This window comes from Variovorax sp. GW460-12-1-14-LB1 (assembly GCF_059423605.1).
The window spans coordinates 13,880-29,632 of sequence record NZ_JBWKYF010000024.1 but is presented as its reverse complement, the minus strand read 5'-3'; the positions used below and the strand labels follow the sequence as shown (position 1 = coordinate 29,632).

Below are 15,753 nucleotides of genomic sequence, written 5' to 3'. Positions count from 1 at the left end.
AAAAAATCAGTCTTTTTGTTGGGGCTGCTGCGCCTGCGACGCCATGCGCGCGGGTGCGTTGAGCGCGCCGTAGGCGTCGTAGCCGCCCACGCGCTGCGCGACCTCGAAGAAGAGGCCGCCGTCGAAACTCTCGGTGTAGATGTGCAGGTAGTCGCCGGCCGCCGAGCGGTCGAACAGCACGCCCGCTTCGCGCATGCGCGCCAGCAGCTCGGGCGCCACGTCGATGCGCGTGGCCAGGTCGTCGTAGTAGTTGTCCGAGATCGGCACGAAGCGCGTGCCGTTGGCGCGCAGCCGGGCCACGGTGTCGAAGATGTCGTCGCAATCGAGCGCGATGTGGTGCACCGCGCCGCCGCCGGTCACGCTCAGCGTGCGCGCGGTGCGCGTGCGCTGGCTCAGCGACACGTTCAGCACGAGGCGCAGGCTGCGGTCGGCATTGGCCACGCCGCGGCTGCGGATCAGCCCGAAGGGGTCGGCCAGCTCCAGGCTCTCGCCGGGCTCCAGGCCGAGCACGGCGCGCGTGAACAGCACCCAGGTGTCGAGCTGGTCGAGCGCCAGGCCCAGCGCCACGTGGTCGATGCGCGTGAGGCCCGCATCGCTGTCGCCCGGCCCCGCGTCCTCGAGGATGAAGTCGGTCTCGTACAGCCCGTTGGCGCCCAGCGCCTCGGGCACGAAATGGATCAGGTTGCCGCCCGGTGCCACGATGGCCGGCACGCGCAGCTCGTTCGGCCCCACCGGGCTGTCATGGCGCTGCGAGCGCATGGCGCTGGCGCGGCCCACGGCCGCGAGCGGGTCGGCGCAACGCACGCCCAGCGCGCAGACCGAGGTGCCGTGCGCCTCGAAACGGCGGCGCGCGAACGAATCGGGCTGCGCGTTGACGATGAAGTGGATGCCGCCCTGGCGGTACAGCGTGACGGCCTTGGAGCGATGGCGCCCCACACGGCGAAAGCCCAGCTGCCCGAGCAGCGCGCCGAGCGTGACGGCCGAGGCCTCGTCGGCCGCGAACTCGATGAACGACAGGCCCGAGAGCGCCGGCGCGGGCGGCGGGTTGAACAGCTCCAAGCGCTGCGGCTGCACGGGGGCATTCCCGTGGGCGAGCCGCTCGCGCGTTTCGCTTTCGAGGTACAGCAGCGAACGCATCGCATCGACGGCGGTGCGGCGGTTCGGCGTCTCGCGGAAGATGTCGTTGAAGATCTCCAGCGACAGCGGCCCGGTGTAGCCCGCGCGCAGCACCTGCTCGAAAAATCCGACCACGTCGAAGTCGCCCTGCCCCGGGAACGAGCGGTGGTGGCGCGCCCACTGCAGCACGTCCATCGACAAGAGCGGCGCATCGGCCATCTGCACGAAGAAGATCTTCTCGCCCGGAATGGCGGCGATGCCCGCCGGATCGTCCTTCAGCGACAGCGTGTGGAAGCTGTCGAGGATCAGCCCGAGGTGCGGGTGGTCGGCGCGCTGCACGATGTCCCAGGCCTGGGCGTAGCGCGAGGTGTGGCGGCCCCAGGCCAGCGCCTCGAAGCCCACGCGCAGGTTGCGGCGCGCGGCGCGTTCGGCCAACTCGTGCAGCTGGGCGGCGGCGCGCGCCGGGTCGTTCACCGACAGCGGCGAGGTGTTGGAGCAGCACAGCACCAGCGGCGCGCCCATGGCTTCCATGAGGTCGAACTTGCGTTCGGCGCGCTCCAGGCTGCGGTGGAACTGCGCTTCGGGCATGCCTTCGAAGTCGCGGAAGGGCTGGTACAGGTCGATAGCCAGGCCCAGGTCGGACGCGATGCGGCGCAGCTCAGCGGCGGTGCCGCGGAAGTTGACGAAATCGGCTTCGAACAGCTCGATGCCGTCGAAGCCCGCGGCCGCAATGGCTTCGAGCTTCTGGCGGAGGGTGCCGCTGAGCGAGACGGTGGCAATGGCGCGGTGCATGGGGATGGACTGTAGAAAGAGCCCGGGCGCGCCACAACGCAAATCAGCCCCGTCTGATCGATGATCGCACGCCACCGATCATCATTCGCACGAAATAGGGGTTACACCTAGCCCGCACGGGGGTGCGGGCCGGGCGTTTTTTCAGAGGCTGCGCCAGTAATCGATCAGCATCTGCGCGAACTCGACCGGGCGCTCCACCGCGCTCAGGTGCGCGGCGTCGATGGTCGCCAGCCGCGCGCCCGGGATCTGCGCCACCATGGCCTCGGACATGGCCAGGGGCGTGGCCTCGTCCTGCAGCCCGCCGATCACCAGCGTGGGCGTGGCGATGCGGCGGTTGCTGTCGCGAAAGTCGATGGCGGCCACGGCGTTGCAGCTCTCGATGTAGCCCTGCGCATCGGTGCGCACCAGTGTGTCGTGCAGCGTGCGCGCGGCCACCGCGCCCTCGGGCGTGGCGGCATAGGCCGGCGTGAGCCAGCGTGCCACGGCGCCCGGGGCGATGGCGGCCACGCCCTTGGCGGCCACGGTTTCCGCGCGCAGGCGCCACGGGGCCTGGTCGGGGTAGTGCGCGGCCGAATTGGCGATCACCACGGTCTTGAGCTGCGCGGCGTGCCGCACCGCCAGTGCCTGCGCGGTCATGCCGCCCATCGACAGGCCCACGAAGTGCACGGGCTCGCCGCCCGTCTCGCGCACGATCAGCTCGGACGCGTCCTGCGCCAGCGTTTCCACGCGCAGCACGCCGGGCGCCACCTCGGAGCCGCCGTGGTTGCGGTGGTCGTAGCGGATCACCGTGTGGGCGCGCGCGAGTTGCGCGGCCACGCCGTCCCACATGTGCAGGTCGCAGCCGAGCGCATGGCTGAGCACGACGAAGGGGCCGTCGCCTTCGCGCACGATATTCAGGCGGGGAGAGGAAGTGGTCATGGGGTGGAGTCCTTCTTTGGGGAGGATGGAGAAGCAGGTTGCGGGAGACGCGGCAGCCACAGGAACGCGATGGCCAGCAGCACGGTGCCGGCCATCAGCATCGGCACCACCATCGGCCAGGCGCCATACGAAAAGCTCGTGTCGACGAACAGCGCGGCGACCTGCCCCACGCAGAACGCGACCATCATCATGCCGAAACCGGACCACGACACGGCCCGCCCCGCCAGGTGCGGCAGGTCGCCCACGGCGCCGGCCTGCCCGCAGGGCTGGTGGATGCCGTGGCCGAGGCAGTACACGGCGTGGCCCGCCAGCAGCGGCACCGCGCTGTGCGGCATCAGCCAGCAGCCCAGCGCCTGGATCACGGCGCCGGTGATGCTCAGCACTGCACCCAGGCGCACCGTGCGCATCGGCCCGAAGCGGCGCAGCAGGCTGCGGCACATCGTGGTGCTGAAGATGTAGACCAGCGAGCCGCCGGCCGGAATCCAGCCGTACCACGCAGGCGACCAGCCGAGGTAGCCGATGTAGACCATCGGCGAGAGCAGCAGAAAGCAGAACAGCCCGCCGTAGGTGGCGGCCGCCACCGAGGCCCAGGCGCGGAAGGCGCGGCTCGCGAACACGGCGCGCGTGCTGCCGCGCGGCGCGGACGATTCGCCCTCGCCCCACGGCCGGCGCGTTTCGCCGAACGAGCGCCAGCACAGCGCGAACAGCACCACGGCATAGAGCGCCATCGCCACCATCACCCAGCGCCAACCCGCGCCCTGCACCAGCCAGGCGCCGAGCAGCGGCGCCATGAGGCCGACCACGCCCAGCCCCGTGAGGCCGCGCGCCATGACATGCGGGCCTTCATGCGCCGGGTACAGGTCGCGCACCGCGGCACGCGCGCACACGAGGATCGCCGCCATCGAGAAGCCCTGCAGCGTGCGCCAGCCCGCAAGCACCGCCACGCTGCCGGCGAATGCGCCGCCGAAGGCCGCGATGGCGTAGCAGCCCAGGCCCGCGAGCAGCACCGGCCGGCGCCCGAAGCGGTCGGCCAGCGGGCCGCACAGCAGCTGCGCAAAGCCGAAGGCCAGCACGAACAGCGTGAGGCTGGTGCTGGCCGAGCCGAGTTCGCTGGCGATGGCGGGCAGCGCGGGCAGGTAGCTGTCGGTCGCCACGGGCTGCGCCGCGAGCAGCAGCGGCAACAGCAAGGTGAAGCCGACGTCGAAGCGGCCCTTGCCGCCCTGCCGGCCTTCCGTCGCGCTCACTGCGCCGCCACTGGCGGCAGCAGGCCCTTCTCGCGCAGGATGTTCGTCGCGATGCCGAAGGCGTGGTTGGCCACCGGCACGCCGCAGTAGATCGCGGCCATCATGATCACTTCCTTGATCTCGTCGGGCGTGAGGCGCGACTCGGGCGGGCCGTCGAGCGCGGCGCGCACGTGCATGGCGAATTCTTCGTAGGCATGGATGCCCAGCATCATCGACAGCACCATGAAGCGGCGCGTCTTGTCGCCCAGCGCGGGGCGCCCCCAGATGTCGTTCCACGCGTGGCGCGTGATGAGCTCCTGGAACTCGGCATTGAAGCCGTTGCGGTTGGCGAGCGACTTGTCGACCCAGGCGTCGCCGAGCACGCGGCGGCGGTTGACGAGGCCGTCTTCGTAAGGGTTGCTCGGGGTTTCGGGGGCGGTCATGGCGAGAGTTCCTTGTCGGATGAGAGTTGGGCTTGCAGGGCTTTCACCTCTGCCACAGCGATGTGCCCCGCGTTCACGGCGAGCGCGGGGTCGAACCATTCGTCGGCCGCGTCGCGCGGCAGCTCGGCGCGCAGCCGGTCGATGTTGGCGCGCATGCGCGCGGCGTCGACCTGCAGGCCGGGCAAGGCGCCGGCCATGGCGCGCACGCTGCCGTGCGCCGACATCAACAGCTGCGGCCATTCGGCCAGTTCGGCTTGCCAGGCGCCGAGCGCGCGCTCGTGCTGCTGCGGCATGGCACCGAGCAAGGCGGCCACGCGCTGCGGCGCGCGGTGCGCGGCGGCGATGGCGACCATCGAGGCCACGGGGTTGCGCTTGTGCGGCATCGCCGACGAGCCGCCGCGCCCGGGTTCGCTGGGCTCGGCGACCTCGGCCACTTCGTACTGGCCGAGCAGCGAGATGTCGACCGCGACCTTGCCCAGGCTGCCCGTCAGCAGGCCGAGTTCGCAACCGAGCGCGACCCATTCGTCGCGCTGCGTGTGCCACGTGGCGCCGGGGTCGCCCAGGCCGAGTTCCTTGGCCATGCGCTGGCGCACCGTGGCGCCCTGCCCCTTCATCTGCGCCAGCGTGCCGACGGCGCCGCCGAGCTGCAGCTGCAGCGCATGCTTCGCGGCGGCGCGCAGGCGGGTGCGGCTGCGCACCAGCGGCGCGGCCCAGCCGGCGCACTTGAAGCCGAAGCTGGTGACCGAGGCCGGCTGCATCAGCGTGCGCGCGAGCATCGGCGTGTCGGCGTGCTGCACGGCCAGCCGCAGCAGCGCGTCGGCGGCCTTGGCCAGGTCGGCCTCGACGAGCGCAACGGCTTCGCGCGTGACCAGCGCCATCGCGCTGTCGATCACGTCCTGGCTGGTGCTGCCGAAGTGCACGAAGGGCACAGCCTCGGCATTGAACAGGCCCACGGCCTCACGCAGTGCCTTCACCAGCGGGATGGCGACGCTGCCCGCACGTCCGCTCTCGCGCACGATCTTGGCCACGTCGAACAGCTCGACCTTGCAGCTGCCGACGATCGAATGCGCGGCGCTCTCGGGGATCAGCCCCTCGGCCGCCTGTGCGCGCGCGAGCGCGGCCTCGAAGCGCAGCATGGCGTCGACGAAGGCGCGGTCGCTGAAGGCGCCCAGCGTCTCGGAGGTGGAAAGGAAGCCTTCAAAAATGCTCATGCGTGTTCCGGTGTTTTCAGTATTTCAATTGCGCCACAGCGCGCAGTTCTTCGGGTGAGGCCGTGCCGAAGCCGAAGAACTCGAGGTAGGCCGGGATCATCTCGAACAGCATGTCGGTGCCCACCTGCACCTGGCAGCCCTTGGCCTTGGCGGCCTGCAGCAGCGGCGTGTATTCGGTCTTCATGACGACCTCGCCGACGAAGGTCTCGGGCGCGATGCGGTCCACGTCGAAGGGCAGCGGGTCGGTGTCCTTCATGCCCAGCGGCGTGGCGTTGACGACGATGTCGAAGCCGGCCGGGTCTTTCGAGCCGGTGGCGACCTTCATCTGCGGATAGTGTTCGCGCAGCCGCGCGGCCAGTGCCTGCGCGGAGGCGTCGCTCATGTCGAACAGCATCAGCTCGGCCGCACCGGCCGCCGCGATCGACGCCGCAATGGCCGACCCGACGCCGCCCGTGCCCGACACCAGCACGCGCGTGCCCTTGAACAGCCGCCCCTTGCGCTCCACGCCGCGCACGAAGCCCGCGCCGTCGAACTGGTCGCCCAGCAGGCTGCCGTCGGGCCGCTTGAGCACCGCGTTGCAGGCGCCGGCGACGCGCGCGGTGGGCGTGACCTCGTCGACCAGCGACATCGTCGTGACCTTGTGCGGCATCGTCACGAGCGCACCGCGCAGGTTCGAGAACTTGAAGATCTGCGCGAGCGACACCGCGTAGTCCTCGGGCTTCACGCCCATGGGCACGACGACCGCGTCGATGCCCTGCTTGTCGAACCAGGGGTTGTAGATCATCGGCGCCTTGAAGGCTTCGGTGGGGTAGCCGATGTGGGCGATGAGCGTGGTCTTGCCGGAGATCATGGGAGTCGTCTTGTTCAGGAAGGAGCGGGATCAGGCCACGCTCGGGGATTGGTAGCGCAACGGGGTTGCGATCTCGGCGTGCATCGCCGGCGGATAGATGAGCTCGCGCAGGAAGTCGGCGTCGGCCTGCATCGCATCGGCCGCGTCGATGTGGCCGAAGTAGCGGAAGTAGTGCGGCATCTGCTGCACCAGCATCTCGAAGCCGGCCTGTGCGTTGAGCCCGCGCGCACGTGCCGCACGCACCAGCGGCGTGGGCTGGTTGCGCAGCAGGATGTCGAACAGCGCCGCATGCGGTTCCATGCGCGCCACGTCCAACGGCAGCGCGTCGTCCTCGGCCAGGCCCAGCGGCGTGGCGTTGATCACGAGGTCGTAGCCCTCGGGCGCGTTGCTGTCGACCGCGACCACGGTCGCATCGAAGAAGGCGTCGAGCTTGGCGGCCACGCCCGCGGCCTTGCCGGAGGCGGTGTCGAAGAAGGCGATGTGCTCCGCCCCGTTCACCGTGCCGCCCTCGGCCAGCGCCACGCCGATGGCCGCGGCGCTGACGCCCGCGCCGAGGATCAGCACGCGCTTGCCGCGGAACGGCACGTTGCAGCGGTCGAGCGCGCCGATCAGGCCTTCGCCGTCGAACAGATCGCCCTCGAGCTGGTCGCCCTCGGTGCGGCGCACCACGTTGACCGAGCCGGCCACGCGGCCGAACAGGCCGCAGCCGTCGAGCAGGTCGACCACGCGCGGCTTGTGCGGCGGCGCAATCACCATGCCGCGCACGTTGCGCGCCAGGAAGGCCGACTTCATGAACACCGCGAAGTCGCGCACCGGCACCTGCATGGGCACCAGCACCGCGTCGATGCCGTAGCGCGCGAAGGCCGCGTTGAACATGCGCGGCAGCCGCACGTTGCGGACCGGGTCGCCGGGGATGAGGTAGGCCTGGGTGCTGCCGGTGATGATGGGGCTCATGGGCGTGCTTCCGTTCGTCAATCGCTCGTTTCGGGGCGGAACAGCGGGCTTTATAGTCCCGTCGCGCGCGGCCTGCTGGCATACGAGACGCAAAACGCTCGATGATCGATCTTTCAAGTTCGTCAATCGATCAAATTGCGGGTTTTTACTTAGCCATTCGGCCCCCGCCGCCGCGCCGGACGCGGGCACACTTCCGCCCATGAACAGCACCAGCCCCGACGACTCGACGCCGCCCGCCGGCCTGGACAAGCGCGACTGGATCGCCGGGCTGGAGCGCGGCGTGAGCATCATCGAGGCCTTCGACGACGCCAACCCGCGCCTCACGGCCAGCCAGGCCGGCCAGCGCACGAACATGACGCGCACCGCCGCGCGGCGCTACCTGCTCACCCTGCAGCACATGGGCTACGTGGCCAGCGACGGCAAGCTGTTCTGGCTCACGCCGCGCGTGCTGCGCCTGGGGCAGTCGTACCTCGAGTCGGCCCGCCTGCCGCGCGTGGTGCAGCCCTTTCTGCAGCGCGTGGCGGCCGGCACCAACGAGATCGCGTACCTCAGCGTGATGGACGGCGACGAGGTGGTCTACATCGCGCGCAACGGCCCCAACCGCAGCATGAGCACCGGCTACGTGCTCGGCGCGCGCGTGCCGGCGCAGGTCACGGCCTCGGGCATGCTGATGCTGGCGCTGCGCAGCGACGCCGAGCTGAACGACTGGCTGGCCACGCGCCAGCTCACGGTGTTCACCTCGCACACCATCGCGAGCATGGAGCGCATGAAGCTCGAACTGGCACGCATCCGCGCCCAGGGCTGGGCGCTATCGGAACAGCAGCTCGACCTGAACTCGCGCGGCATCGCCGTGCCGCTGCGCGACCGCCACGGCACGCTGGTGGGCGCGCTCAACATCACGATGCCGATGGGGCACGAGAGTTCGGAAGACGCGGTGGCCCGCGTGCTGCCCGTGCTGCGCGAGACTGCGCAGGCGATGCGCAACCTGATCTGAGCTGAACCGGTGGCGCGCGTCGGTCATGCCGACGCTTTCTTTCGAAGCGGCCGCGACAGGCAGTTCCGTCGCGCCGCCTCACTTCACCTGCTCACCACTTCACTCGCACGCCCGCCGCCGCATTGATGGAGCTGCCCACCCGCGCCCCGCCACCCGTGGCCCACTGCTTGCCGAGTTCGCCGTAGAGGCTCGTGCGCTGGCTCACCGCCAGCGTGAAGCCCGCAGCCAGCTCGGTGCTGGTGCCACCAATCGGCGCGCCGACAGGCGTGATGGCCGCCGGGTTCACGAAGCGAGCAACGTCGTTGCCCTTGGCGCTGCGATAGACATTCAGGCGCGCATAGGGCTGCAGCGTGCCGGCGCCGGTCGCGAAGCTGCCCTTGATGCGAACGCCCGCACGGCCGATCCAGCCGCTGTCCGCGTCCTGCTGCACGAGTGCGCCCGGGATGGACACGTTGTCAAGCCGCAGCCGTTGATGGATCAGCTGCAGTTGCGGCTCCACCGACCAGCCGCTCGCACCGATCGCGAAGGCCTTGCCTACTTCGATCGATGCCAGGAAGCTGTTGCCCTTGCCCGAGACGCCCGCACTCAGGAGCGGCTGCACCGTGTAGCGGTGGCGACCGGCCTGCAGCACCGCATCGGCATAGAAGCCATCCTCAGTGGTGAAGGTGCCGTAGAGACCCAGGTATTGGCTGCGCAGATCGTTGCTGCCTGCGGCGGTGTTCAGAAGGCCGCCGCTGAAGCCGCTCGTGCGGGCGTTGCCGTCGAGTTGGCCCACGTAGATGCCCGCGCGCCAATCCGGGTTGGCCCACAGGTCGGTGCCGGCCTGCAGTCCGGTCAGACGGCCCTCGCCGTGCGGCGAGACGGTGCCGCCCTGGCGGATGTCCATGTCGGTGGAGATCAGCCGGCCCCAGGCGCGACGGTTATTGCCGTCGGTGCCCGGCGTTGCTCCCGCACCGCCGCGCACATCGTCGTCGCCGACGCGTTGGCTGCGGCTCGCGAGCATGCCCAGGTTGCCCTGGCGCAGCTGATGGGGCAGCGCCGCGAACAGCGAAGCCTCGGCGCGGTAGGTCGGCAGCCCAGCACCGCCGGAAGTGCCTGGAACGCCCGGAGCGCCCAGTTCGGCCTCGGTGCGCAGATACCAGTTCTCGCCACCGCCGCTGGCGTCGCCCGCGTACAGCCGGTACTCGAAGGCCCCGGCATCGACATGGCCGCCCGAGAGCACGAAGGCGTCCTTGGTGGTCTGCGCGGTGGTGGTCGCGCCGTTGCGTGCACTGATCAGCTCGATACCCGCGCCGCTGGTGCGTGCGCCCAGGCCGCCGAGGTTGGACACCTGCACCGTCGTGCGACCACTCGCGCTGGCGGCAGCACCGTCGAGCACGAGGCGGTCGGCGGTGCCGGGGTTGTCCAGCTTCGTGGCCAGGCGCAGCACGCCGTTGCTGCCGACGTAGGGCCCGGTCAGCGTGAGCGTGGTGCCGGGCGTGCTGCCCAGCAGCGAGACGGTGCCTGCGTTGTTCAGGCCTGCCATCTGCTGGCTGAAGCCCGCCAGGTCGAGCGTGGCGCCGCTGGCCACCACGCCGCTCGACGCAGCGCTGAAGGCGTTGGCCGCGCCGGCCTTGAGCATGCCTGCGACCACGCGGGTCTCGCCGCTGTAGCTGGCCGTGCCTGCGAGCGTGAGCGTGCCTGCTCCGACCTTCACGAGCGAACCGCCGGCGCCGCTGATGGCGCCAGAGATCGTGCTGTCGCTGCCGACTGCGCCGGTGGTCAGCGCCTTCGCGCCGAGCACCACGTCGCCCGCGCCGCCGAGCGAGCCGATGCTCGCACCGGTGGTGGCCAGGTCGATGTGCACTTGCGCGCCGGCCGCATTGGTCACCGTGGCGCTGGCGGCATTCGCACCGTCCTGCAGCCGCAGCGTGCCCTGGTTGGCGATGGTGAGCATGCCCGCATCGGCCTTGCCGCCGAACTGCAGCGCCGCGCCCGGGGCGATGCTGACCGCGCCCGTGCCCAGCGCACCGCTGGTGTCGGTGGCGAGCGTGCCTGCATCGACCAGCGTGCCGCCGCTGTAGCTGCTGACACTGGCCAGCGTCAGCGTGCCCGTGCCGATCTTGCGCAGCTTGCCGGTGCCGCTCATCGCACCGGCGTAGGTGCCAGCAGTCTTGTCCTGGTCGAACGCGACCTCGGCGTTGTTGACGATATTGCCCTGCAGGCTGGTGGCGCTGCCCTGCAGCACGCCGCCCTTGACGGTGGTGCCACCGGTGTAGGTGTTGATACCCCCGAGGATCAGCCGGCCCGCATCTTCCTTGGAGATGCCGCCCGCGCCCGAGAGCGCGACATTCATCGTCGCGGTCATGTTCGCGCCCGCGGCCGTGTTGTCGCCCACACGCACCACCGAGTTGGCGCTATCCAGCGTGAGGCCGGCGCCCTGTACCACGTAGCCGTCGACCGCGAACTGCGCGCCCGCGATGCGCACCGCGCCACCGGCCCCATCGACCGTCACGGTGCCGCCCTTGCCGCCGAACACCGCGAACTGGCTCTGCGCCCAGTTGGCGTTGAGCTTGCCGTCCATGTCGGTCCAGCCGTCCTGCGAGGGCTGTGGGTTGCCCACGCGCCAGGTGCCGCTGCCGCCGGCCACCTGGTTGTCGTGGTACTTGGTGCTGTCGCCGCCGTCCCAGAATCTCAGCTCAAGGCCCGCGCGGTTGACCAGGTTGACCTGGTTCGCCACCGAGGTCTGCACCTGCAGGTCGGCCAGCTTGGTGCCGGCCGGTGCGGTGCCGATGTCCAGGCCGAAGTCGGTCAGCGTGCCGCCGTAGCTCATGAGGCGATACAACCCTGGCCCGAAAGTGCCGCCGGCCGACTGCGCGACGTTCAGCGTGCCATTCAACTGCAGGTTGCCCGTGACATTGATCAGGTCGTTGAGCGCGCCGCCGGGCACGCCGGCCTGGCCGAGTTCGTAGTTCAGCGTGGCGCCGCCGCCCAGTGCGAGCGCACCGAGCGTCAGCGTGCCGGGGCTGTTGCCCGCGGCGAGGATGCCGCCGTCGGCAACGAAGACCGTGCCCGCGATGGTGCCGCTGCCCGCGAGCGTGGCGCCCGTTTGCACCTGCACGCTGCCCGTGCCCGTGGCACTGCCGCTCTTGTTGTTCACGCTCAACGTGCCAGCGGTCACCCGGGTGCCGCCGGTGTAGGTGTTGGCGCCCGACAGCGTGAGCGTGCCGCCGCCCACCTTGACGATCGAGCCCCCGGCACCGCCGGTGCCGCTGATCGTGCCCGACAAGGTGTTGTCGCCACCGCTGCCGCCGAGCGTGAGTGCGCTGCCGCCGAGCACCAGATCGCCCGCGCCGCTGAGCGAACCGAAGCTCACGCCGATGACCGCCTGGTCGATGCGCACCTGCGCGCCGGCCTGGTTGATCACCGTGGCCTTGTCGGCCGAGGCGTAGTCGGCAAAGTCCAGCACCCCGCCCGCGGCGTTGGTGATGGTCGACGTGCCGGCGCTTGCCTTTGTCTGGAAGCGCACCGAGCCCTGGTTGTAGATGGCCGCGCCGCCCGCATCGGCGTTGATGCCGAACAGCAGCCTGCCGGGGGCCGCGACGCTCACCGGGCCGCTGCCCAGGGCGCCGGTGACATCGGTGGAGAGCAAGCCGCCATCGACGAAGGTGCCGCCCGTGTAGCTGTTCGCGCTGCCCAGCAGCAGAATGCCGCCGCCGATCTTGCGCAGCCGGCCGCTGCCGCTCATCGCGCCGTTATAGGAACCGACGACGAACAGGCTCGGGTCGAAGACGACCTCCGCGTTGTTGACGATGTTGCCTCGCAGGCTCAGCGTGTCGCCCACCAGCACGCCAGCTTTGACGGTGGTGCCGCCGGTGTAGGTGTTGGTGCCGCGCAGCACCAGCGTGCCCACGTCGTCCTTGACCAGGCCGCCCGTGCCGGTGAGCGCGACATTCACCGTCGCGCTGCGCGTGGTGTCGGTGCCCGAGCCATCGCCCACGCGCACCACCGTGCCCGAGGCGCCGAGTTCGATCGCATCGCCCTGCACCACATAGCCATCGGCCGCGAACTGCGCGCCGGTGATACGCACCGTGCCCCCCGCGTTGCTGACATTGACGGTGCCGCCCGTGCCGCCGAACACCGCGAGCTGGTCCTGCGCCCAGGCTGCGTTGATCTTGCCGTCGGCGCCGGTCCAGCCGTCACCGGGCACGCCCACGCGCCAGGTGCCCGCGCCGCCGGCGATCTTGCCGTCGTTGTACTTGCCGGCGTCGCCGCCGTCCCAGAATTTCAGCTCAAGGCCCGCGCGGTTGACCAGGTTGACCTGCTGGGCCACCGAGGTCTGCACCTGAAGGTCTGTGGCCGCAACCGGCACGCTGCCGATGTCCAAGCCGTTGTTGGTGAGCGTGCCGGTGTAGTCGATCAGGCGGTAAATGCCCGCACCGAACTGGCCGCCCTTGGACTGCGCCACGTTGAGCGTGCCGTCCAGCAGCAGGTTGCCGTTGACCTTGACCAGGTCGTTGAGCGAACCGCCGTCAGTGCCGGCCTGGCCGAGGTCGTAGTTGAGCACCGCGCCCTCGAAGAGGCTCAGGCTGCCAAGCGTCAGCGTGCCGGCACCACCGTTGCCGGCCGACAGCACGCCGGCCTTGGAGATGGTGACCGCGCCCGCGATGCTGCCGTTGCCCGCCAGCGTCCCGCCGCCGAGCACTCGCACCGCGCCGCTGCCGGTCGCACTGCCGCTGGCGTTGTTCAGACTCAGCGTGCCGGCTGCAATGGTGGTGCCACCGGTATAGGTATTGGCGCCATTCAACGTGAGCGTGCCCGCACCCACCTTGACGATCGAGCCGCCTGTGCCCGAACCCGGCTGCGAGAAGATGCTGCCCTTGTCGCTGACGGTGCCCGAGATCGTGTCGTTGCGGCCCAGACCGCCGAGCGCGAGCTGCGTGGCGCCCAGGACGACGGCGCCGCCGCCCGAAACCGCACCGAGTTCAAGCGAGGGCTTGCCCGTCGCGCCCGACACGTCGAGCGTGGCGCCTGCGGCGTTGGCGACCGAGGCACTCGTGCCCGTCGCGGCATCGACGAAGCGCACCAGCCCGCCGGCCGTGTTGACGATCTGCGCACTGCCGGCCGTGGACGTCTGGCCGAAGGCCAACAGGCTGTTGCTTCCGTTGGTGATCGTCGCCGTCCCGGCGCTGGCGCTCTCGAAGAAGTTGATCGCCCCGCCCGCGTTGGTGATGGTCGATGCATCGGCACTCGAATTGCCGCCGAACTGCAACGCGTTCGCGCCGGCCATCTGCCAGGTCGCGCCATTGAGCGTGATCTTCGAGGAAGCGGCCGTGGCACTTTGGGCGAACGACAGCGTGTTGCTGCTGTCCCCGCCTGCGGCGCGGCCCACCGTGTACGCGTTACCGCCGGCGCTCGCCTTGTCACTGAAAATCAACTGCGAGCCGACGCCCTGCTGCTGCACCGCGCCGCTTCCGAACACGCCGCTCACGGTGGTGAAGATGCTCACGCGGTCCTGCAGCACCGTGTCGCCGCTGTAGTTGTTGGCCCCCATGAGGCTCAGGGAGCCGCCCTTGCCAGTGACGGTGAGCGAACCGTTGCCGGTGATGGCGCCGGCCACGCCGAAGAAGTTGTCGCCCAGATCGATCGTGCCGCCGCCGGAGCCGAGCGCGACGTTGCGCATGCTGAAGGACGGCGCGGAGCCCGCGGCGATGCGCAGGGTGCCACCATCCAGCGCCAGGCCCGTGCCGAACGCGCCGAGGTTGGCGTCGCCCGATATCTGCAGGATGCCGCCCTTGATCGTCGTGCCGCCGAAGAAGTTGTTGTTGCCCCTCAGCGTGAGCGTGCCGGCGCCGTTCTTGATGAGGCCACCGATGCCGCTGACGGTGCCGCCCAACGTGAAGTTGTTGTTGCCCTGCACGGTCAGGCTGCCGACAAGGTTCACGTTCTGGGCCAGCGTGAGGCCGTTCGCCGCGGCCTGGATCGCGCCGCCGTTGCCCATCAGCGTGCCGGTGCCGAAGGCGCCTGCGTCATCGAAGATCGCGACGCCGCCGTTGAGCAGGGCGCTGCCGCTGACCACCGGGCCGTTCAGGGTCCAGGTGCCGCTGTTGACCTGGAGGTTCTCGAAGTTCAGGTACTGCGCGGCCTTGATCTCGCCCGAGCCAGCACCACCGCCGGCGTTGCGCAGCACCAACGTGTCGGTGCCACCAACGCCCGCATCGACCGTGCCGGCGGCCGCGAAGTTCAGCGTGCCGCCCGACGGCGCCGCCACCGCAGTGGCCGGCACCAGGCTCGGTCCGCCGTTGATGGACGAGCCGGTGGCCGCGATGAAGGTGTCGTTGCGCGCCCCGGTGCCGAGCGAAACGCTGCCGTTGATCGTGCCCGCGTTGGTGAAACTGTTGCCGCTGGAAGTCGGGCTCTCGAACGCGATGCGGCCGGTGATCGTGCCGGTGTTCACCATGTTGATCTGGCCGCCACCATAGACGGCGACCGCCGCTGCATCGGCCTCGGCCAGTGTCGCTTTGGCGATAGCCCCGGTGGTCATCGTTCCGTTGTTGGTGATCGTCGTGATGCCGCCGCCGTTCTGCAGCGCGAGCGCCAGGCCGGCCAGGCCGACGGACGCATCCCTGGTGCCACTGATCGTCCCGTTGTTGATGACGGTGGCCGTACTGGCCCCGCCGTTGCCCATCACGACGCCCGTGGACAGGTTCGCGGTGCCGTTGCCGAACAGCAGCGGATCGATCTGGCCGTTGTTCGTGAGCTTGATGTCGGAGCCCGTCAGCGTCATTGCGCTGCCGCTTCCACCCGGCAGCACGCCGACGGTCGCCCCGGCGTTCACCGTGACGTTCAGGTTGCTGGCGCCGTTCGCATAGTCCGGCGCCAGCAGGGGGGCGGCACCGTCGCAGGTCACGTCGTTGAATGCAACCGTGCACACCGCCTGCGCCGGAAAGAAGCTGGTCGCCAAAAACGCGAGCGCAGCGCCCGCCACTGTCGCCGTGCCGCTGCCCTTGCCGCAGCCCTTCGCCAGTTCCGATGCAACGCGAAACCGGCCCAGACGACGGTCGAAGATCACGCGGTAGATGTGGTTCACAAGTCTCTCCTCCAATTTTGTAAACCGATGTTATCTAGCCGATGAACTCGAGGTCCCGTGAACGCGAGAAATCAGTGAGGGACCGAATGGAAGGCGAGGAAGTGTCTTGAAGCCACAACATTCCGAAGCCCGCGCCATTGAGTGCGAGTTCGCGCCGGCAGCGCGACGCCATCCCGTTCGGCC

Annotated in this window: 9 protein-coding genes; 1 reads left to right on the top strand and 8 read right to left on the bottom strand. The window is 70.0% G+C overall.

Annotated features, from left to right (window positions below; translation table 11 throughout):
- Positions 1 to 6 precede the first annotated feature (6 nt).
- The 7 genes from AC07Y4_RS14540 to AC07Y4_RS14510 all read right to left on the bottom strand — a co-directional run bounded on the left by AC07Y4_RS14540 (position 7) and on the right by AC07Y4_RS14510 (position 7,507).
- Positions 7 to 1,908 carry a bifunctional sugar phosphate isomerase/epimerase/4-hydroxyphenylpyruvate dioxygenase family protein gene (locus AC07Y4_RS14540; RefSeq protein ID WP_495274765.1) on the bottom strand — a complete coding sequence of 634 codons (1,902 nt, stop codon included), beginning with the start codon at positions 1,906 to 1,908 and terminating at the stop codon, positions 7 to 9.
- Between the two features lie 141 nt (positions 1,909 to 2,049).
- Positions 2,050 to 2,826 (bottom strand): alpha/beta fold hydrolase, encoded by a 777-nt coding sequence (locus tag AC07Y4_RS14535; RefSeq protein ID WP_487847290.1) that lies wholly within the window; start codon positions 2,824 to 2,826, stop codon positions 2,050 to 2,052.
- Positions 2,823 to 4,070, bottom strand: a complete 1,248-nt coding sequence (locus AC07Y4_RS14530) for a multidrug effflux MFS transporter (protein WP_487847291.1) — start codon at positions 4,068 to 4,070, stop codon at positions 2,823 to 2,825. Before AC07Y4_RS14530 ends, AC07Y4_RS14535 begins: the two co-directional genes overlap by 4 nt.
- On the bottom strand, positions 4,067 to 4,492 hold the full coding sequence (locus AC07Y4_RS14525; RefSeq protein ID WP_487847292.1) for a carboxymuconolactone decarboxylase family protein: 426 nt from the start codon (positions 4,490 to 4,492) through the stop codon (positions 4,067 to 4,069). The genes AC07Y4_RS14530 and AC07Y4_RS14525 overlap by 4 nt, the downstream gene beginning before the upstream one ends.
- Entirely contained in the window at positions 4,489 to 5,703 is a 1,215-nt protein-coding gene (gene pcaB / locus AC07Y4_RS14520; protein WP_487847293.1) for a 3-carboxy-cis,cis-muconate cycloisomerase, read from the bottom strand. The genes AC07Y4_RS14525 and pcaB overlap by 4 nt, the downstream gene beginning before the upstream one ends.
- Positions 5,704 to 5,719: 16 nt before the next feature.
- Positions 5,720 to 6,553, bottom strand: a complete 834-nt coding sequence (locus AC07Y4_RS14515) for a shikimate dehydrogenase family protein (RefSeq protein WP_062481274.1) — start codon at positions 6,551 to 6,553, stop codon at positions 5,720 to 5,722.
- 30 nt (positions 6,554 to 6,583) lie between these two features.
- The gene (locus AC07Y4_RS14510; RefSeq protein ID WP_095947409.1) at positions 6,584 to 7,507 is read right to left on the bottom strand and encodes a shikimate dehydrogenase family protein; all 924 of its coding nucleotides are present in this window, start codon (positions 7,505 to 7,507) and stop codon (positions 6,584 to 6,586) included.
- A gap of 199 nt (positions 7,508 to 7,706) precedes the next feature.
- On the opposite strand from AC07Y4_RS14510, the gene AC07Y4_RS14505 reads away from it, so the two are divergent.
- Positions 7,707 to 8,501 carry an IclR family transcriptional regulator domain-containing protein gene (locus AC07Y4_RS14505; protein WP_056573982.1) on the top strand — a complete coding sequence of 265 codons (795 nt, stop codon included), beginning with the start codon at positions 7,707 to 7,709 and terminating at the stop codon, positions 8,499 to 8,501.
- Between the two features lie 91 nt (positions 8,502 to 8,592).
- Here the strand turns inward: AC07Y4_RS14505 and AC07Y4_RS14500 are convergent, their stop codons facing one another.
- Positions 8,593 to 15,570 (bottom strand): autotransporter outer membrane beta-barrel domain-containing protein, encoded by a 6,978-nt coding sequence (locus AC07Y4_RS14500; RefSeq protein ID WP_487847294.1) that lies wholly within the window; start codon positions 15,568 to 15,570, stop codon positions 8,593 to 8,595.
- Between the last annotated feature and the right edge of the window lie 183 nt (positions 15,571 to 15,753).

Bases quoted from the DNA above. Each gene is read 5' to 3' on its own strand.
- pcaB (WP_487847293.1), bottom strand. From the start codon at position 5,703: ATGAGCATTTTTGAAGGCTTCCTTTCCACCTCCGAGACGCTGGGCGCC.
- AC07Y4_RS14505 (WP_056573982.1), top strand. From the start codon at position 7,707: ATGAACAGCACCAGCCCCGACGACTCGACGCCGCCCGCCGGCCTGGAC.
- AC07Y4_RS14515 (WP_062481274.1), bottom strand. From the start codon at position 6,553: ATGATCTCCGGCAAGACCACGCTCATCGCCCACATCGGCTACCCCACC.
- AC07Y4_RS14525 (WP_487847292.1), bottom strand. From the start codon at position 4,492: ATGACCGCCCCCGAAACCCCGAGCAACCCTTACGAAGACGGCCTCGTC.
- AC07Y4_RS14540 (WP_495274765.1), bottom strand. From the start codon at position 1,908: ATGCACCGCGCCATTGCCACCGTCTCGCTCAGCGGCACCCTCCGCCAG.
- AC07Y4_RS14535 (WP_487847290.1), bottom strand. From the start codon at position 2,826: ATGACCACTTCCTCTCCCCGCCTGAATATCGTGCGCGAAGGCGACGGC.
- AC07Y4_RS14510 (WP_095947409.1), bottom strand. From the start codon at position 7,507: ATGAGCCCCATCATCACCGGCAGCACCCAGGCCTACCTCATCCCCGGC.